Annotated in this window: 14 protein-coding genes and 1 pseudogene; 9 read left to right on the forward strand and 6 right to left on the reverse strand. The window is 57.5% G+C overall.

Annotated features, from left to right (window positions below):
• Positions 1–34 precede the first annotated feature (34 nt).
• A complete protein-coding gene (locus ACUTSW_RS13845; RefSeq protein WP_006326621.1) occupies positions 35–1144 on the forward strand; it encodes an SDR family oxidoreductase in 1110 nt (369 codons plus the stop codon).
• Positions 1145–1201: 57 nt separating this feature from the next.
• On the opposite strand, the gene ACUTSW_RS13850 is transcribed toward ACUTSW_RS13845, so the two are convergent.
• Positions 1202–1948 (reverse strand): S24 family peptidase, encoded by a 747-nt coding sequence (locus tag ACUTSW_RS13850; RefSeq protein ID WP_006326620.1) that lies wholly within the window; start codon positions 1946–1948, stop codon positions 1202–1204.
• A gap of 211 nt (positions 1949–2159) precedes the next feature.
• Between ACUTSW_RS13850 and ACUTSW_RS13855 the strand changes: the two genes are divergently transcribed.
• The 3 genes from ACUTSW_RS13855 to tmaR all read left to right on the forward strand — a co-directional run bounded on the left by ACUTSW_RS13855 (position 2160) and on the right by tmaR (position 4573).
• Positions 2160–2927: an N-acetylmuramoyl-L-alanine amidase gene (locus ACUTSW_RS13855; protein ID WP_062868039.1), complete on the forward strand. Its 768-nt coding sequence runs from the start codon at positions 2160–2162 to the stop codon at positions 2925–2927.
• A 99-nt stretch (positions 2928–3026) separates the two neighbouring features.
• Complete coding sequence (locus ACUTSW_RS13860) at positions 3027–4094, forward strand: FUSC family protein (RefSeq protein WP_445584653.1); 1068 nt, start codon at positions 3027–3029, stop codon at positions 4092–4094.
• A 161-nt stretch (positions 4095–4255) separates the two neighbouring features.
• Entirely contained in the window at positions 4256–4573 is a 318-nt protein-coding gene (gene tmaR / locus ACUTSW_RS13865; RefSeq protein WP_004946962.1) for a PTS system regulator TmaR, read from the forward strand.
• A 97-nt stretch (positions 4574–4670) separates the two neighbouring features.
• Here the strand turns inward: tmaR and ACUTSW_RS13870 are convergent, their stop codons facing one another.
• Positions 4671–5459, reverse strand: a complete 789-nt coding sequence (locus ACUTSW_RS13870) for an ABC transporter substrate-binding protein (RefSeq protein WP_445584654.1) — start codon at positions 5457–5459, stop codon at positions 4671–4673.
• Between the two features lie 38 nt (positions 5460–5497).
• A complete protein-coding gene (locus tag ACUTSW_RS13875; protein WP_445584655.1) occupies positions 5498–6667 on the reverse strand; it encodes a M20 aminoacylase family protein in 1170 nt (389 codons plus the stop codon).
• Between the two features lie 139 nt (positions 6668–6806).
• Here ACUTSW_RS13875 and ACUTSW_RS13880 point away from each other — a divergent pair.
• Positions 6807–7759 (forward strand): annotated as a pseudogene (locus tag ACUTSW_RS13880) (LysR family transcriptional regulator).
• Between the two features lie 22 nt (positions 7760–7781).
• Here the strand turns inward: ACUTSW_RS13880 and ACUTSW_RS13885 are convergent.
• Positions 7782–8585: an NADPH-dependent F420 reductase gene (locus ACUTSW_RS13885; RefSeq protein WP_445584656.1), complete on the reverse strand. Its 804-nt coding sequence runs from the start codon at positions 8583–8585 to the stop codon at positions 7782–7784.
• 52 nt (positions 8586–8637) lie between these two features.
• On the opposite strand from ACUTSW_RS13885, the gene ACUTSW_RS13890 reads away from it, so the two are divergent.
• On the forward strand, positions 8638–9018 hold the full coding sequence (locus tag ACUTSW_RS13890) for a winged helix-turn-helix transcriptional regulator (RefSeq protein ID WP_062868034.1): 381 nt from the start codon (positions 8638–8640) through the stop codon (positions 9016–9018).
• Positions 9019–9077: 59 nt separating this feature from the next.
• On the opposite strand, the gene ACUTSW_RS13895 is transcribed toward ACUTSW_RS13890, so the two are convergent.
• On the reverse strand, positions 9078–9854 hold the full coding sequence (locus ACUTSW_RS13895; protein WP_445584657.1) for a pyrroline-5-carboxylate reductase: 777 nt from the start codon (positions 9852–9854) through the stop codon (positions 9078–9080).
• A 106-nt stretch (positions 9855–9960) separates the two neighbouring features.
• Complete coding sequence (locus ACUTSW_RS13900) at positions 9961–11418, reverse strand: efflux transporter outer membrane subunit (RefSeq protein WP_445584658.1); 1458 nt, start codon at positions 11416–11418, stop codon at positions 9961–9963.
• An 89-nt stretch (positions 11419–11507) separates the two neighbouring features.
• Here ACUTSW_RS13900 and ACUTSW_RS13905 point away from each other — a divergent pair, with 89 nt between their 5' ends.
• The 3 genes from ACUTSW_RS13905 (at position 11508) to ACUTSW_RS13915 (ending at position 16394) form a co-directional block, all read left to right on the forward strand.
• On the forward strand, positions 11508–12122 hold the full coding sequence (locus ACUTSW_RS13905) for a TetR/AcrR family transcriptional regulator (RefSeq protein ID WP_445584659.1): 615 nt from the start codon (positions 11508–11510) through the stop codon (positions 12120–12122).
• 76 nt (positions 12123–12198) lie between these two features.
• Positions 12199–13308: an efflux RND transporter periplasmic adaptor subunit gene (locus ACUTSW_RS13910; RefSeq protein WP_445584660.1), complete on the forward strand. Its 1110-nt coding sequence runs from the start codon at positions 12199–12201 to the stop codon at positions 13306–13308.
• Positions 13305–16394, forward strand: coding sequence for an efflux RND transporter permease subunit (locus tag ACUTSW_RS13915; RefSeq protein ID WP_445584661.1), 3090 nt, complete (start codon positions 13305–13307; stop codon positions 16392–16394). Before ACUTSW_RS13910 ends, ACUTSW_RS13915 begins: the two co-directional genes overlap by 4 nt.
• Positions 16395–16462 lie beyond the last annotated feature (68 nt).

Genomic DNA, 16462 nt, shown 5'->3' on the forward strand with positions numbered 1-16462 from the left:
TTAGCGACATTCAATGCCAATGTGGGTGCATATTATGAAAACGCTGCTATTGACCGGCGCTACCGGCTTTCTTGGTGGTGCAGTCCTTGAGAAATTACTGAATGAAAATCAGTCAATTAACTATCTGTTGTTAGTGCGTGCTGAAAGCGCGCAGCAAGGATTAGATCGCATTCGTATTAATATGGAGAAATTTAATATTGATGCTGAGTTATTTTCTAAAATCACGATAGAAAATATATTGTTGGGCGATTTAAGTGAGCCTGCTAATTTTTTGTCTGACACACGTATTAACAATGTAACGCACGTTATCAATTGTGCGGCAGTAGCGTCATTTGGCAATAACCCACTTATTTGGAAGGTTAATGTTGAAGGTACGTTGGCCTTTGCCGAGAGAATGGCGCAGGTGGAAGGATTGAAACGTTTTCTGCACGTGGGCACCGCCATGTCTTGTGCGCCAGAGCCGGGTTCACTGGTGGCAGAAAGCGCAGAGTTTGAAGAAACCGCCGAGCATCTGGTGGAATACACCCGGTCCAAATCCACCATTGAACAGTTGATGCGTCAACGCTGCCCGCAACTGCCGCTGGTGATCGCCCGTCCTTCCATTGTGGTGGGGCATACTCGCCTTGGCTGCCAACCTTCCAGCAGTATTTTTTGGGTGTTCAGCATGGCGCTGATGCTGCGCAAGTTTATGTGCTCGTTGCAGGACAACATCGATGTGATCCCGGTTGATTACTGCGCCGATGCGATGGTAATGCTACTGAACAGTGAAGCGCTGGATAATGACGTTTACCACATCTCCGCAGGGGAAGAGTGCAGCGTCAGTTTTGCGGATATCGATAGCGCCATTGCCGCCGCGCTGGAGAAACCGCCGCTTGGCGATCGTTATGCACAGGTCAGTTACGAAGCGTTGCTGAAAATGCGCAAGCAGCTAAAGGATATTTTCGGGCCGTGCAACGAGCGGCTGATGCTGAAGGCGATGCGCTTGTACGGGTCGTTTGCCATGCTCAACGTTCGTTTCAGCAACGAAAAAATCCTTAAACTGGGTATGCCGAAACCGCCGCGTTTTACCGACTACATTGCCTGTTGCGTACAGTCCACTCGCGGGTTATCGATCCAGCAGCAAATGGTGGTGGATTTCAAATAAAGTCAGGGCGAGTCGCTCGCCTGACTCTATGCGAAATTTATCGGGATATCGTTGCCATTACCAGGATGAAGAAGACCAGAAAACGCGACCCAGCACCACCAATTGGTCTTTGCGCTGCGCATAACTCAGATGCTCATCCTGATATTCTTCCCGGTTCAGGGAACGGATCGTCACGCCGCCGTCAGGCTGCTCGATCAAGACCTTCACCCGCAGCAGGTTGCCGTGGCGGATAGCGTAGGTTTTACCTTCGCGGATGCGGGTATCATCGGTGTTGATGCCCACCACGTCGCCGTCCTGCAGGCGTGGCTCCATGCTGGAGCCGGAGATACGGATGATCCGCGCGGCATTCACCGCCACTCCCATCTTGTGCAGATAATAGCGGCGGAAGATCAGTGAGAACTCTTCACGATCAACGATTTCATAACAACCATCACCGGCTGAGAAATCGATATCCAGCAGGGGAATTTCCACAAACTCTTCCTTGTCTTGTTCGGTATCTTCCCACACCACCGGTTTCAGGCGGGCGGGTTGAAAATCCGACTCTGCCGCCACGTTATCGAAAGGGCGCACCAGCTGTTTTTCATGGAAAACGTCAAACCAGCCTTTGGGCAGGTTCAGTTTGGCCTCGATCCGCCTGGCTAGGTTGTCGCCCAGGTTGCGGGAGGATTTCTCACCGGTGATTTGGCTTAGCGTCGGCGCGGAGGACTCAACCAGTATCGCAAACTCATTCTGGTTAACGCCTTGCCGGGCATAGCGGGCCATCAGGTCGCGCAAATTATTGCGTCTTATTTCTTTGGTTTCCATCGTCGGATGATTGCATTCTTTAGCAAAAAGGTAAATATCGTTTTTGCTAAAAACTGCTTGCGCTTAATTTAGCAATTAGCTAAATCTAAAGGAGTGGACAGCGTTCACGCAGACAGTGTAGGGGGCACTATGCAGCGTCCGCACGAGTCCGGGCGACCCCTGCATGACGATGAGTTGCTAATGAAGACCAACAGAGAAGAAGGAATCTACGATGTTCAGTATTGATTACAATAGCTACCGTTCGGTGGCCGGTTTTGGCCACCGTGTGCGTTTTCTGGTGTTGCATTACACGGCGCAGAATTTTGCCGATTCGGTGCAATCACTGACCGGGAAATCGGTCAGTGCCCATTACCTGGTTCCGGATCCGGAAGATCAAACTTATCAGGCAGCCGGTTTTAGCGGCGTGCGCATTTTCAACCTGGTGGATGAAGATGAACGTGCCTGGCATGCCGGGGTCAGCAAATGGGGCAGCCGCAATAATCTCAACGATACGGCGATTGGCATTGAGATCGTGAATCTGGCGAGCGGCGATGGCGAAGACATTACTTTCCCGCCGTTTAACCCGCAGCAGATCGCGGCGGTAACGCAGCTGGCGCAAAATATTCTGCAGCGCTATCCGGATATCACGCCGATCAACGTGGTGGCGCATTCCGATATAGCGCCGGGCCGCAAGAGCGATCCCGGCCCGCAGTTCCCGTGGCATCAACTGCATCAGGCCGGCGTAGGCGCCTGGTATGACGACGCGGTTAAACAGCGTCACCAGCGTGAGTATCACTGCCAGGGCATTCCCGCGCAGCGGGAACTGCTGGCGCTGTTCGCCAAATACGGTTACGACACCTCGGCTGCGACCGACGCCGAGGGCTATCGCCAACTGGTACGCGCCTTCCAACTGCATTTCCGCCCGCAGCAGTATGGCGGCGTAATGGATGTGGAAACCGCCGCCATTCTGCGCGCGCTGGTGGATAAATATGCCGCTTAAGGTTCGCCTGCGGGTGGGGGACGCCTCATCCGCCTTTTCTCCAACCGCTTTCCTCCGCTAAACTAAGCGTCTTCCTCGTCATCGGTAACGGGATGCATTGTGCGCCTCGACAGAAAAATATCGCCTTTTGAACGACTGACCTATCGGCATTATCGCGTCGTCCATGGTTTGCGCATTGGGTTGGCGTTTGTCCTGACCTTCCTGCTGATCCGCCTGCTCGAGGTGCCGGAAGGCACCTGGCCGCTCATCACCCTGGTGGTGGTGATGGGGCCTATCTCATTTTGGGGCAACGTGTTGCAGCGGGCGTTGCAGCGCATTGCCGGCACGGTATTCGGTGCCGTCTCCGGCCTGATTGCTCTGTATCTTGAACTTTACTCGCTGTCGCTGATGCTGGCGTGGTGCGGGGTAGTGATGTTTTTCTGCGGCTATTTGACGCTCGGCAAGCGGCCCTATATGGCCTTGCTGGTGGGCATCACGTTGGCGGTAGTCTGCGGTGCCGGGGCCGGTGATATGCATACCGCGCTGTGGCGCAGCGGCGACGTGATCTTTGGTTCGTTGCTGGCGCTGTTGTTCAGCAGCATTTATCCGCAACGCGCTTATATCCTGTGGCGCATGCAGTTGGCCGATTGCCTGCAGAGCGCAGGCAAAATCTACGGCGCTTATCTCTCGCCGAACATGATTGAACGGCCACGGCTGGAGCCGCAGTTGAAAGATCTGCTGAGCCAGGTGGTCAGGTTACGTGGGCTGATTGTCCCCAGCAGCAAAGAAACCCGCATTCCTGCAACGGTATTTGAAGCGGTGCAGACGCTGAGCCGCAATCTGGTGTGCACGCTTGAACTGCTGGCGGACGCTTACTGGGCCTCGCGCGAAACCCATTTTATTATGCTGAATGCCAAAACGCTGCGCAGCGCGCAACTGTTGACGCTGCGTTCGCTCGAATCGTTGGCGGAAATGATGCACAACGGCCCCCAGGAACAACAGCAGGCGGCGGTGGGGCAACTGAGCGAAATCGCCGCCGAACTGAAAACCCTGATGCAGGAGGCCAGCGTTGTCCAGCATGGTGAAGCACCGATCTACGGCTATGTCTGGCTGAGCATGGAGCTGACGCAGCAGTTGGAAGAACTGGGCGATCTGCTCAAGGTATGTACCGCCGCCGGTCACGATTAAGGGGTCAGATCATGAAGCAGGCGCTTCGGGTTTTTGTCAGGCGGTTAAAGTGGGTAAGATAAGGCAATGAGAGTTGTGCCGGACCGCCACAAACCTGTATCTTGGTGTCATTGTGGCCGTAAGCAAATGAATCTGTGTATTACTAAAGCAAGGGTATGAAGATGGATAATGCAAATAAGCCGAGTTTCCAGGACGTTCTGGAGTTTGTGCGTATGTTCCGCCGTAAAAATAAGCTGCAGCGCGAAATTATCGACAACGAGAAAAAAATCCGTGACAACCAGAAGCGTGTGTTGCTGCTCGACAACCTGAGTGAGTACATCAAGCCTGGCATGAGCATTGAAGACGTTCAGGGCATCATTGCCAACATGCGCAGCGACTATGAAGATCGCGTTGATGACTACATCATCAAAAATGCCGATCTGTCTAAAGAGCGCCGTGATTTGTCCAAAAAGCTGAAGGCTATGGGCGAAGTGAAGTAATGAGTTTTATCGGGTCAGGCATTCGCCTGGCCCTTTTAGTTTCCCCGTTAGTCTCTGTTATTGCCCCGAACCGCCAGCCCAGCGCCGTTTTTGCGCGTTATTGGCCCGCGCCGTAGACGTCAAAATCAAAATATTTATCATTCACTTTCTTGTAGGTGCCGTTGGCAATGATTGTTTGCAGCGCAGAATTGAACGCGTCGCGCAGTGCGGTATCCTCTTTGCGCAGCCCAATACCGTCGCCGATGCCAAAATACTTGCTGTCATTGAGTTCGGCGCCGACAAACGCAAAGTCTTTCCCCGCCGGAGTATGGAAGAACTCGCTGGCGCTGACGCTGGCCAGCAGCGAAGCATCCAAACGGCCATTGATCAGATCTTCATTGGCTTCCTGCTGGCTCTGATAGGACACCACGTTGACGCCGGCCGTTCGCCACAGGGCCGTGGCGTAGGCTTCCTGGCTGGAACCCTGCTGCACGCCAACCGACTTGCCTTTCAGCGAAACCGCGGTGGGCTGCAGATCGCTGCCTTTACGGGCCACCAGACGCGCCGGAGCGTTGGAAACCTTGTTTGAAAACGCAATCTGCGTCTGGCGTTGCGGCGTGATGGTCATCGACGAGGCTATGGCGTCAAACTTTTTCGCCAGCAACCCGGGGATCATCCCGTCCCAACTGCTCTCGACCCAAACGCATTTGGCCTGCATCTGATCGCACATCGCCTGCGCGATATCGACACCGAAACCGGTCAGCGCACCCTGCGGGGTTTTATATTCCAGCGGCGGGTAGGTCGGGTCTACGCCCAACTTAATCACTTTGCCGCTAAACTCCCCGCCAAAGGCCGCAAAACTTAACGCCAGTGGCAAGACTAAAACCAGACTCATTGTTGTCTTCATTTCATTTTCCTCAGCGTTGTGGCGGTCAAGTCAGGACATTAAGCCAAAAAGCGCTCAACCAGCTTGACCCAGTAAGTGGCGCCAATGGGCAGGCACTCATCGTTAAAATCGTAAGCGGGATGATGCAGGGCATTGCCTGGGCTGCTTTCACCGTTGCCGATGGAGATATAGCTGCCGGGGCATTTTTCCAACATAAAGGCAAAATCTTCGCTGGCGGTAAACGGCCGCAGTGACGGGATAAGCTGGGGCTCGCCCGCCCAGTCCAGCGCCACGCGGCGCGCCAGTTCGGTTTCCTCCACATGATTCACCAACACCGGATAGCCATGCTGGTAGTCAATGTCCGCCGTGGCGCCGAAACTGGCGGCCTGCGCCGTGACCAATGCGGTAATGCGGCTTTCCAACCGTTGGCGCACTCCGGCATCCAGTGCGCGCACGCTTAGCGTCATTTTGGCGCTGGCGGGGATCACGTTGGCGGCAAGACCTGCCTGGATCGCGCCAACCGTGATGATCGCCGTCTCCTGCGGATCGATATTGCGCGAGACGATGGTTTGAAGGCTCATCACTATGGCGGCGCACACGACCACCGGATCGACCGTGTGTTGCGGCACTGCGCCGTGACCGCCCTGGCCGTGCAGGGTAATGGTGACCGTATCGGCCGAGCACATGAAGGGGCCGCTGGCAAAACCCAGTTGACCGACCGGGAAGCCGGGAACGTTATGCATGGCGAACACGGCATCGCAGGGAAAACGCTCGAAAAGCCCGTCTTCAATCATCACACGTGCGCCGCCGCCGCCTTCTTCAGCCGGTTGGAAAATCAGGTGCAGGGTGCCGGTAAACGAAGGGTGCTGCGCCAGGTAGCGCGCCGCCGCCAACAGCATGGTGGTGTGGCCGTCATGACCGCAGGCGTGCATCACGCCGCTGTGGGTGCTGGCATAGGGCAACCCGGTGGCTTCTTCGATCGGCAGTGCGTCCATGTCGGCACGCAAACCGAGCGTTTTCCCCGTGCCGCGTTGTAGCGTGGCGACAACACCGGTTTGTCCTACATGGCGCGTAACCTGATAACCCCATTCGGCCAGCAGCTTCGCCACCAGATCGCTGGTGGCGAACTCGTTGAAGCCCAATTCGGGATGCGCGTGGATATGGCGGCGAATGGCGACCATTTCGTGCTTAACAGCGGCTATTTCAGGTAAAACAAGCGGGTTTGGCATCACCGTCTCCAGAGTGAATTTCCGATTTTCGGCGGGTCGACAGCCGGAAAGCAGGGTGTCTTCGAGACTAACAAACAACCTTTTTGCCGGGGAGCCGCCGTTCGGTTATGCTGACAATCTTTGGTTGTCAGGGGGCGCGATGAAACTGCATCAATTACAAGCCTTGGTCGCCAGCGCCGACAGCGGCAGCATTCGCGGCGCCGCACGGCAACTGGAGCTTTCACAAGCGGCGGTCACGCGGGCCTTGCGCGAACTGGAACAGGAACAGGAACTGCCGTTGCTGATCCGCACGCCGGCCGGATTGGGTTTTACCCCTTACGGCAAAACGCTGTTGGCTCACGCCCGGCTGGTGCTTAACCAGTTGGAACAGGCCAACATGGAGATGGCGGGTCTGCGTGGGTTGGCGGAAGATCAGGTAAAAGCGGCGATAACGCCCTGGCTGATGCTGACGGTGTTGCCGCCGGCAGTGATGGCTTTTCGCAAAAAATGCCCAAGGTCAAGCTGGAGTTGTTTGAAAGCCTGATGGCCAACGCGCAATCGCAACTGCGAGAGGGCACGATGGATTTCGCCATCACGCCGTTGCCGGCCTCTATGGCGCCGCAGGAGTTTCATTGCGAACCGTTGCTGGACTATGAAACGGCGGTGATGGTGCGGCAAGGGCACCCGTTGAGCCAGAGTACCTCGATCCACCAACTGCTGGAACAGGACTGGGTGCTGAATTACACGCCGGAAAACTACGACGATTTGGTCCGCCAACTGTTCAGCCGCCATGGCGCCCAGCTTGATCCCCATCGCATCATCCACGCCCATTCCCTTGGCATGCTACAGGCAATGGTGGAGTCGGCGGACATGTGCACCTGGTGCCCGGCGCCGCTGGCCGGGCTGCCGCAGCTTACCGGACGCCTGATGCCGCTGACGCTGCGGGAAAGCTGCGATCCGGTGCGGCTGAATATCGTCACCCGCCGCAACAGCATCCTGAGCGCGGCGGCGAATGCTCTGATTGACTCTCTGGTGCGCCAACTGCGTCTGCATACCCGCTCGGCGCGGCAGGAAGACCGCCGGATTTTCGAACGGGTGCGGATCCTGATTTAGGTTTGTCTGCCCGTATTTGTCATTAGATAAGTGCATAGAGCGAACGGTTCATGGCCACGATATCTTCATGAGTCGGGTTGGCGCCCAGTTTGCCGAACAGTTCAGGCAGCCGATCGCGCTTTTGCGCCGCTTCACCCTTTACGGCTGCGGCCAGGCCTTTCTTCATTTTCTCCACACCGTAATCGCAGCAGTAGGCCGGTGTCGACGGCTGCTGCCGCCAGGACGCTTCAAGAGAACCCGCATCGACCGGATCGAACCCGGTGTCGTTCACCAACGTCATAACCCTCTGTTTTAACGTGGCGTCATCGCCTGCGACGGCAATTGCCAAACGCGATGGTGAGCCTTTTGACGTTCCGAGCTCCGCAAGCGAATAGGCAAGAATATTGTTGAATGCCTTGATCACTGGGCGCCCAAGTTGTTGCGATACCCATAGGCTTTCAGTCATGCCGTTATCGATTTCCGGAATACGGGGGTCACGCAAGCCGGGATAATAGTTGCTGGTATCAATCAGCGGTACCCTATCGGATACTCCATCAAAGAGATCCTTTGGCAGCGATGTCAGTGCAGGCAGCGGGATCGACACAATGATCGCATCCGCTCCCTTCACCGCACCATAGACATCCGCCGCGGTGACCCCAATTTCATCGGCAAAGTTCTGGACGCCCTGAATGCCTTTGGAGTTCGCTACGCGTACGTGATGGCCCGCAGCTTTAAGCTTGCGAGCCAGCGTACCGCCGATATTGCCCGTGCCGATGATGCCAATTTCCATGTTTTTTGCCTCTCTAGAATTAGGGGATTGAGCTGGTGGCCACTTTATGGCGTACATGTTAATCTTGCAAGAACACACCAAAAAGTAAGTAACACCCTAAAAGGTAAGCATGAAGAAAGAACGCGTCTGGAACTGTGAGGATCCCCAACGCCGGCTGGCCTGGGCAGCGGCGACCACCGAGGCCCTGCGGGTGCTGGAAGGCAAGTGGAAAATCATCATCATCTGCCAACTGTTTGCGGCCAAAGGCCCGCTACGTTTTTCTGACCTGGAGCGATTGGTGGAAGGCGTCAATCAAAAGATGCTGATTCAGCAGCTTAGACAGTTGGAAACCGATGGCATCGTCACACGGACGGTGTATCCGCAAGTGCCGCCCAAGGTTGAATATGCTCTGAGCGCTACGGGTATTGCGCTGGGGCCTGCGATGGAAGCGCTCATCGACTGGGCTGAGGAGAAGCAGCGGATCATCGATGAAGGATCACAGGCAATGTGATGGACTTTTGACGTTTAAAGGGGAATTCATTTCCCCAATCGTAAAAAGGACGTTTCGCTCTATCGGAGCGGCGTGGTTTTCTGCACGACCGATAACACCCTTTCTGACGCAGCGCGCCAGGGATTAAGCGCCTGCATTTGGGCAAGCACTTCCAGCCCCTGGAGCGTTAAGTGCTCAGAAGAGACCATATCATTTCCCAGTTCGCCCAGGGCGATAGAGGCGTTATGGCTCGCATACTCCGCGCAGTCTTTCAACCCGCCGAGTACCAGACGACGGGCAACCTCCGCTGCCATGCCTTTTTCGGCAAGCCAGCATTGCAAACCCTCGGCGAAGAAGTAGAACCACCCATTCATGCAAAGGCTTACCGTCGCCAAATCAAAGTCCGATTCGTTGGGCAGCACGGTCAGTTGGCCTAATCGGGAAAACAGGTCCTGGATCTCTTCGTCGGCGGCCGTCAGGATCACGCTCGATTTGTTGATTTCAGCGGCGAAAGTCAGCATCAATCTGACGCAGTCAGCGTGTCTGAACAGCTCTCGCAGGCTTTGAGAGCCCATCCCCGGAACCAGAGAAACCAGCGTTTGCGAGCTGCGCAGTTGCACCTGATTTGCGATTTCATTCAGAGCATGTCGGCCCACGCCGGTAATAATAACGTCAACCTCGTCGACGACATCCTGGTAATTATCCAGAGTCCAGCAGGGAAGCTCTCTCTCCAGCCTGCGCGCCCGTTCATTGTTGCCAGCGACAAGAAATACCTGTGCCTCAGGAACGGCGAGAAACATTCCCCTGACCAGTTTTTCGGTCAGCTCATCAACGTCCAGAATCCCCATCCTTTTCATTAACAACGCTCCGGTGATTAGTCTCTGTTTTGTAGCCGCATTTGCGGTGCGGAGAAGTCACGACAGTGCAATTACCGCACTTGTTGCGGACGAGGATTCTTAGCGTTCATTGCGTTATTGCACCGGCTTGCGGAGGTTGCCAACCGCCCCCGAGCGCCCTGAACGTAGCGACCGCCGCGCGCGCCGATTCCGTTTGGGCCTGTGCCCTGGCGTCGGAGGCCTGCAGCAGGGTTTCATCGTTGTGCAGGACGTCAATCAGGCTGGCTGTCCCTTGCCGATAGGCGACGAAAGACGATTGCCTGGCGCTGGCCAGGGCCGTTTCACCGCCGGTCAGTATTGCCGCCTGCGTTTCACGATTGATCAGTGCGGAGAAGGCGTTTTCGACGTCTTCGGTGGCGCGTAACACCGACAGACGGTAAGCTGCGAGCGCTTCGGCCTCCTGGCCTTTCGTCTGATCGATCTGCGCGTTGATGCGGCCGAAATCAAAGAGCCGCCAACGCAGCCCCAATACGCCTGCCGATTGGCTGGCGCCGCTGGAGAACAGGTTGCCGCTCGCCACCGCCGTCGCGCTGCCGAGTAATGCGCTGAGCGAAAACTTCGGATAGTACTCGCTGACGGCCACCCCGATGCGCGCACTGGACGCGGCAAGATGGCGTTCGGCCACGATAATGTCGGGGCGGCGGCGCAGCAGGTCGGCGGGGGTGCCCGTAGAGGTGATCTGCGGAGCCTGCGGAATGGCGCCCGGCGTAGTCAACTGAGCGCGATGAGTGCCGGGCGGGGTTCCGAGCATGACGTCCAGCGCGTTCATGGCTGCGTCGAGCCCGGTCTGGAGAACCGGCACCGTTGCCTGAACCTGCGCAAGGGCTCCTTCGGTCTGGCGGACCTGGTACTCAGCGGCCAGCCCCTTGCTGTGAAGGAGCTGCACTTTTTCCAGTAACTCTTGTTGCGTACTGACTTGCTTGTTTGCGATAGCCAACCGGGTTTGCAAGCCGCGCAGGGTGATATAGATATCGGCCGTCTGGGCGGCGACGGCCAGGCGTGTCGCGGCGACGCCCGCCTCGGAAGCCTGGTAGTCAGCCAGTGCGGCCTGGCGACCGCGCCGCAGTCCCCCGAAAACATCAATCTCCCAGCTTGCGTTCAGATCGGTTTCATAGCTATTGCCATAGCGATTATAATCCGGGGTTGAGCTGAGCACCTGGCCAAGAGGAGTCTCGACCGACTGATAGGCGCGCGCGGCCTGTCCGCTGATGTTACCCGACGGCAACAGTGCAGCCGTCGCCGCACCAAGCCCGGCGCGGGCCTGTGCCATCCGCGCGGTTGCCTGAGCGAGATCGAGATTCTGCGCGAGTGCGCTTGAAACGAACTGACTCAACAGGGGATCATCGAAGCCTTCCCACCAGACGGCAAAACTGGCGGGCCGGGCGGCGTTTCTCTGTTGGACGGCGGATTGGGCCTGATAACGATCCGAGAGTGGAGCGTCCGGGCGCTGGTAATCCGGTCCAACCGCGCAACCCGCCAGTAAGCCGGCGCTCACAGTCAGAGCAAGAGTACGGAGGGGAAACATGGGGAATCCTTGAATCGAAGCAGAATGGTGACTACATTACCAAATGGTCACTTGTTGTCAATCAGTGCTCATCGAGCTAAGCTAGAAAAATGACTAAACACATGAATGCACTTTCCCCGCGTGGGCCATTGGATCACAGCGTTCGCGATCAGATCGTGGAAGCCGCCACAGAGCACTTCGGGCACTTTGGGTATGAGAAAACTACCGTGTCCGACTTGGCCAAGGCGATTGGTTTTTCCAAGGCTTACATCTATAAATTTTTCGATTCCAAACAGGCAATTGGTGAGGTGATCTGCGTCAACCGGCTGGCCATGATCATGGAGATTGTCAATTTGGCGCTCGCAGATGCGCCGACGGCCTCGGAAAAATTAAGGCGTCTTTTCAAAGCGTTGACGGAAGCAGGCAGCGACCTGTTTTTTCACGATCGCAAGCTTTACGACATCGCTGCCGTCGCCGCCCGCGAACGCTGGCCTTCGGTGGTGGCGTATGAAGAACGTTTATGCCAGGTGATCCAGCACATCCTGCTCGAGGGCAGGCAGTCGGGGGAGTTCGAGCGCAAAACGCCGCTGGATGAAGCGACACTGGCGATCTCCCTGGTCCTGCGGCCCTACATCTGCCCTGTCCAACTGCAAAATAACCTGGAGAATGCGCCGGTGGCGGCGGTACTTCTGTCGGCATTGATACTGCGCAGCATGGCGCCTTAAAATTTGTGACCATTGACATTATTGGTCACTGGTTGGAGAATGCGGTTACCGTCCTGTTCATTAATTAAGGGAACCCATGCTCCGGCTAAAATCCGCCCCTATTGCTGTTTGCCTGTTATCTTTCGCCCTGGTGGCGTGCGGCGACGCTGCCAGCGTCGACGATCCGCGTAGCCAACCTCCTCTGGTGAGGGCGGCTACCGTGAAGAGCGCCGTCGATGCCTCCCGCGCCTTCACCGGCGTCGTCGTCGCCCGCGTTCAAAGCGACCTCGGTTTTCGGGTACAAGGTAAAATCCTTGAACGTCTGGTCGATACCGGTCAAAGCGTCAAACGTGGTCAGCCGCTGATGCGTCTGGATCCCGTCGATCTTGGCCTGCAGGCGCAAGCCCAACAGCAGGCGGTCGCCGCCGCGCGGGCGCGCGCCAGACAGGCTACCGATGACGAAGCGCGTTATCGCGGTCTGGTTGCCTCAGGGGCCATCTCGGCTTCGGCTTACGATCAGATAAAGGCCGCTGCCGATACGGCCAAAGCGGAGCTCAGCGCTGCGCAGGCACAGGCCGACGTGGCGCGCAATGCGACGGGCTATGCCGTCTTGCTGGCCGACGCAGACGGCGTGGTGGTGGACACCCTGGCCGAGCCGGGGCAGGTCGTCAGTGCAGGGCAGCCGGTGGTGCGGCTGGCGCGGGCGGGGCAGCGAGAAGCTATCGTACATTTGCCTGAAACGCTGCGTCCGGCTATCGGGAGCGAGGCCCTGGCGACGTTATACGGCAAGGATACGGCAGCGGTTCCCGCAAAATTGCGTCTGCTCTCCGATGCGGCCGATCCTCTGACGCGCACCTTTGAAGCAAGGTATGTGCTGGAGGGGGCGCTGGCGAGCGCACCGCTGGGTGCCACCGTTACCCTCGCCATTGCTGAAGGCAAGTTAGCCGGGCAGGTGCTGCAGGTACCTATCGCCGCCCTTTATGATCCGGGCAAAGGGCCGGGCGTCTGGGGCATTTCCGGCCAGCCAGCCAAAGTGTCGTGGCGGCCGGTTCAGGTAGTTGGTCTGGGCGACGATGCGGCTAGGGTGATCGGTAGCCTCAAGCCCGGTGAACGGGTGGTGGCGCTGGGCGCGCATTTGCTGCGCGACGGCGAAGCAGTCCGGCTTGGTAATCAAAGCGATGCCAGCGTCGCCGGGAGCCGGCCATGAGCGAAGGGCGATTCAACCTTTCTGCGCTCGCCGTCCGCGAGCGTTCAATCACGCTGTTTCTTATCATCCTGATTACCGTCGTCGGCATTCTCTCGTTCTTCGGGCTGGGGCGTGCGGAAGATCCGCCCTTTACGGTCAAGCAGATGACGGTCATTTCTGCCTGGCCGGGAGCCACCGCGCAGGAAATGCAGGATCAGGTGGTCGAGCCGCTGGAAAAACGCCTGCAGGAACTCAAGTGGTATGATCGCAGCGAGACCTACACGCGCCCCGGACTGGCTTTCACCACGCTGTCATTACAGGAGGGCACACCGCCTTCGCAGGTGCAGGAGGAGTTTTATCAGGCACGTAAGAAGCTCGGCGATGAGGCCAAGAACCTGCCGGCGGGCGTGATCGGCCCGATGGTCAACGATGAATTCGCCGACGTGACCTTTGCACTCTTTGCGTTGAAGGCGAAAGGGGAACCGCAGCGCTTGCTGGTCCGCGATGCCGAACAGTTGCGTCAGCGGCTGCTGCATGTGCCGGGCGTGAAAAAGGTCAATATTATCGGTGAACAGCCTGAACGCATCTTTGTCTCTTTCTCGCATGACCGGCTGGCCACGCTGGGCATTTCCCCGCAGGACATTTTCTCCGCGCTCAACAACCAGAACGTCCTGACGCCTGCCGGTTCGATTGACACCAACGGACCGCAGGTCTTTATCCGTCTGGATGGTGCCTTCGACAAGCTGGAGAAGATCCGCGATACGCCGATTGTGGTTCAGGGAAGGACGTTAAAACTCTCGGATGTCGCGACGGTCGAACGTGGTTATGAAGATCCCGCAACCTTCCTGGTCCGCAACCAGGGAGAGCCTGCGCTGTTGCTGGGCATCGTGATGCGTGAGGGTTGGAACGGTCTGGATCTGGGTAAGGCGCTGGATGCCGAGACGGCCAAAATCAATGAGGGCATGCCTCTGGGTATGACGTTGGCGAAAGTCACCGATCAGTCAGTCAACATCGGTACGTCGGTCAATGAGTTCATGACAAAATTCTTCGTCGCGTTGCTCGTGGTGATGGCAGTGTGTTTTGTGAGTATGGGCTGGCGCGTGGGCGTGGTGGTTGCGGCGGCGGTGCCCTTGACGCTGGCTATCGTCTTCGTGGTGATGGAGGCCACCGGCAAGAACTTTGACCGCATCACTCTCGGCTCGCTGATCCTGGCCCTCGGGTTGCTGGTGGATGACGCCATCATCGCCATCGAAATGATGGTGGTGAAAATGGAAGAGGGCTACGACCGCGTCAAAGCCTCGGCCTATGCCTGGAGCCACACGGCGGCCCCGATGCTGGCCGGTACACTGGTGACGGCCGTCGGCTTTATGCCCAACGGTTTCGCTCAGTCTACCGCCGGTGAGTACACCAGCAACATGTTCTGGATCGTGGGCATCGCCCTGATTGCTTCCTGGGTGGTGGCGGTGGTGTTTACGCCTTACCTGGGCGTGAAAATGCTGCCGAAAATCAAAACGGTTGAGGGTGGGCACGCGGCCATCTACAACACCCGCAATTACAACCGCTTTCGTCGATTGCTGACGCGCGTTGTCGCCCGTAAGTGGATGGTGGCGGGCACGGTTATTGCCGTCTTCGCTGTCGCGACCCTGGGGATGGGGCTGGTGAAAAAACAATTTTTCCCGACCTCCGATCGCCCTGAAGTCCTGGTCGAAGTGCAGATGCCCTATGGCACCGCCATTGAACAGACCAGCGCCGCAACGGCCAAGATCGAGGCTTGGCTGAAAAAGCAGAAAGAGGCAAAAATCGTTACCTCATATATCGGGCAGGGTTCACCACGTTTTTATCTGGCGATGGCGCCAGAGCTGCCCGACCCGTCGTTTGCGAAAATTGTTGTGCTGACCGACAACCCGGAAGCGCGTGAGGCGCTCAAATTCCGACTTCGTGAGGCCGCTGCTGAAGGCCTGGCACCCGAAGCGCGTGTCCGGATCACGCAACTGGTATTTGGCCCGTATACGCCATTTCCCGTTGCCTATCGCGTGATGGGGCCGGACCCGGCCCAACTGCGCGAGATTGCCGGCAAGGTCGAGAAGGTGATGCAGGCCAGCCCTATGATGAGGACCGTCAACATCGACTGGGGGACGCGTGTGCCGACGCTGCATTTTACGCTCGATCAGGACCGCTTGCAGGCCGTGGGGTTGACATCGAATGCCGTCGCCCAGCAACTTCAGTTCCTGCTCTCGGGTGTGCCGATCACCTCTGTGCGTGAAGATATCCGTTCGGTGCAGGTCATGGGCCGTGCCGCGGGGGATATCCGGCTTGACCCGGAAAAAATTGCCGGCTTTACGTTGGTGGGGGCTGCCGGTCAGCGCATTCCGCTGTCGCAGATAGGGGATGTCGATGTGCGCATGGAAGATCCCGTTCTCCGCCGCCGCGATCGTACCCCGACCATTACGGTGAGGGGTGACATAGCCGAAAACCTGCAACCGCCGGACGTGTCCACGGCGATCACGAAAGCGTTGCAGCCGGTTATCGACCAACTCCCGGCCGGGTACCGCATCGAGCAGGCGGGTTCGATTGAAGAATCGGGCAAAGCGACCGAGGCGATGGCGCCGCTGTTCCCTATCATGATCGCCATGACGCTGCTGATCATCATCCTGCAGGTGCGTTCGATGTCGGCGATGGTGATGGTCTTCCTCACCGCGCCACTGGGGCTGATTGGGGTGGTGCCAACGCTGCTGCTGTTCAACCAGCCGTTTGGCATCAATGCGCTCGTGGGATTGATCGCGCTGTCGGGCATCCTGATGCGTAATACCTTGATCCTGATAGGGCAGATCCATCACAACGTGCAGGAAGGGCTGGATCCGTTCCATGCGGTGGTCGAGGCAACGATTCAGCGAGCCCGACCGGTGTTGCTCACGGCGATGGCGGCCATTCTGGCGTTTATCCCGCTCACCCACTCGGTGTTCTGGGGCACCCTGGCTTACACCCTGATTGGCGGGACCTTTGGCGGAACCATAGTAACGCTGGTGTTCCTGCCGGCGATGTATGCCATCTGGTTCAAGATACGCCCGGACAACACGCCGCCAACCGACAAGCCGGCATTGGCGTAAGTCATAACGGGGGGAGCGCGATCCCCGACTAACCTACCGACACGTTATGGCCGCAAAGCCCTGACGTG

The sequence above is a fragment of the Serratia sp. TSA_198.1 genome (assembly GCF_052686505.1).

What these genes read in the sequence shown, in the direction of transcription:
- ACUTSW_RS13900 (WP_445584658.1), bottom strand. Translation starts at nt 11,418, where the DNA reads ATGTTTCCCCTCCGTACTCTTGCTCTGACTGTGAGCGCCGGCTTACTG.
- ACUTSW_RS13850 (WP_006326620.1), bottom strand. Translation starts at nt 1,948, where the DNA reads ATGGAAACCAAAGAAATAAGACGCAATAATTTGCGCGACCTGATGGCC.
- ACUTSW_RS13845 (WP_006326621.1), top strand. Translation starts at nt 35, where the DNA reads ATGAAAACGCTGCTATTGACCGGCGCTACCGGCTTTCTTGGTGGTGCA.
- ACUTSW_RS13910 (WP_445584660.1), top strand. Translation starts at nt 12,199, where the DNA reads ATGCTCCGGCTAAAATCCGCCCCTATTGCTGTTTGCCTGTTATCTTTC.
- ACUTSW_RS13905 (WP_445584659.1), top strand. Translation starts at nt 11,508, where the DNA reads ATGACTAAACACATGAATGCACTTTCCCCGCGTGGGCCATTGGATCAC.
- ACUTSW_RS13870 (WP_445584654.1), bottom strand. Translation starts at nt 5,459, where the DNA reads ATGAAGACAACAATGAGTCTGGTTTTAGTCTTGCCACTGGCGTTAAGT.
- ACUTSW_RS13895 (WP_445584657.1), bottom strand. Translation starts at nt 9,854, where the DNA reads ATGAAAAGGATGGGGATTCTGGACGTTGATGAGCTGACCGAAAAACTG.
- ACUTSW_RS13855 (WP_062868039.1), top strand. Translation starts at nt 2,160, where the DNA reads ATGTTCAGTATTGATTACAATAGCTACCGTTCGGTGGCCGGTTTTGGC.
- ACUTSW_RS13890 (WP_062868034.1), top strand. Translation starts at nt 8,638, where the DNA reads ATGAAGAAAGAACGCGTCTGGAACTGTGAGGATCCCCAACGCCGGCTG.
- ACUTSW_RS13885 (WP_445584656.1), bottom strand. Translation starts at nt 8,585, where the DNA reads ATGTACGCCATAAAGTGGCCACCAGCTCAATCCCCTAATTCTAGAGAG.
- ACUTSW_RS13875 (WP_445584655.1), bottom strand. Translation starts at nt 6,667, where the DNA reads ATGCCAAACCCGCTTGTTTTACCTGAAATAGCCGCTGTTAAGCACGAA.
- ACUTSW_RS13915 (WP_445584661.1), top strand. Translation starts at nt 13,305, where the DNA reads ATGAGCGAAGGGCGATTCAACCTTTCTGCGCTCGCCGTCCGCGAGCGT.
- tmaR (WP_004946962.1), top strand. Translation starts at nt 4,256, where the DNA reads ATGGATAATGCAAATAAGCCGAGTTTCCAGGACGTTCTGGAGTTTGTG.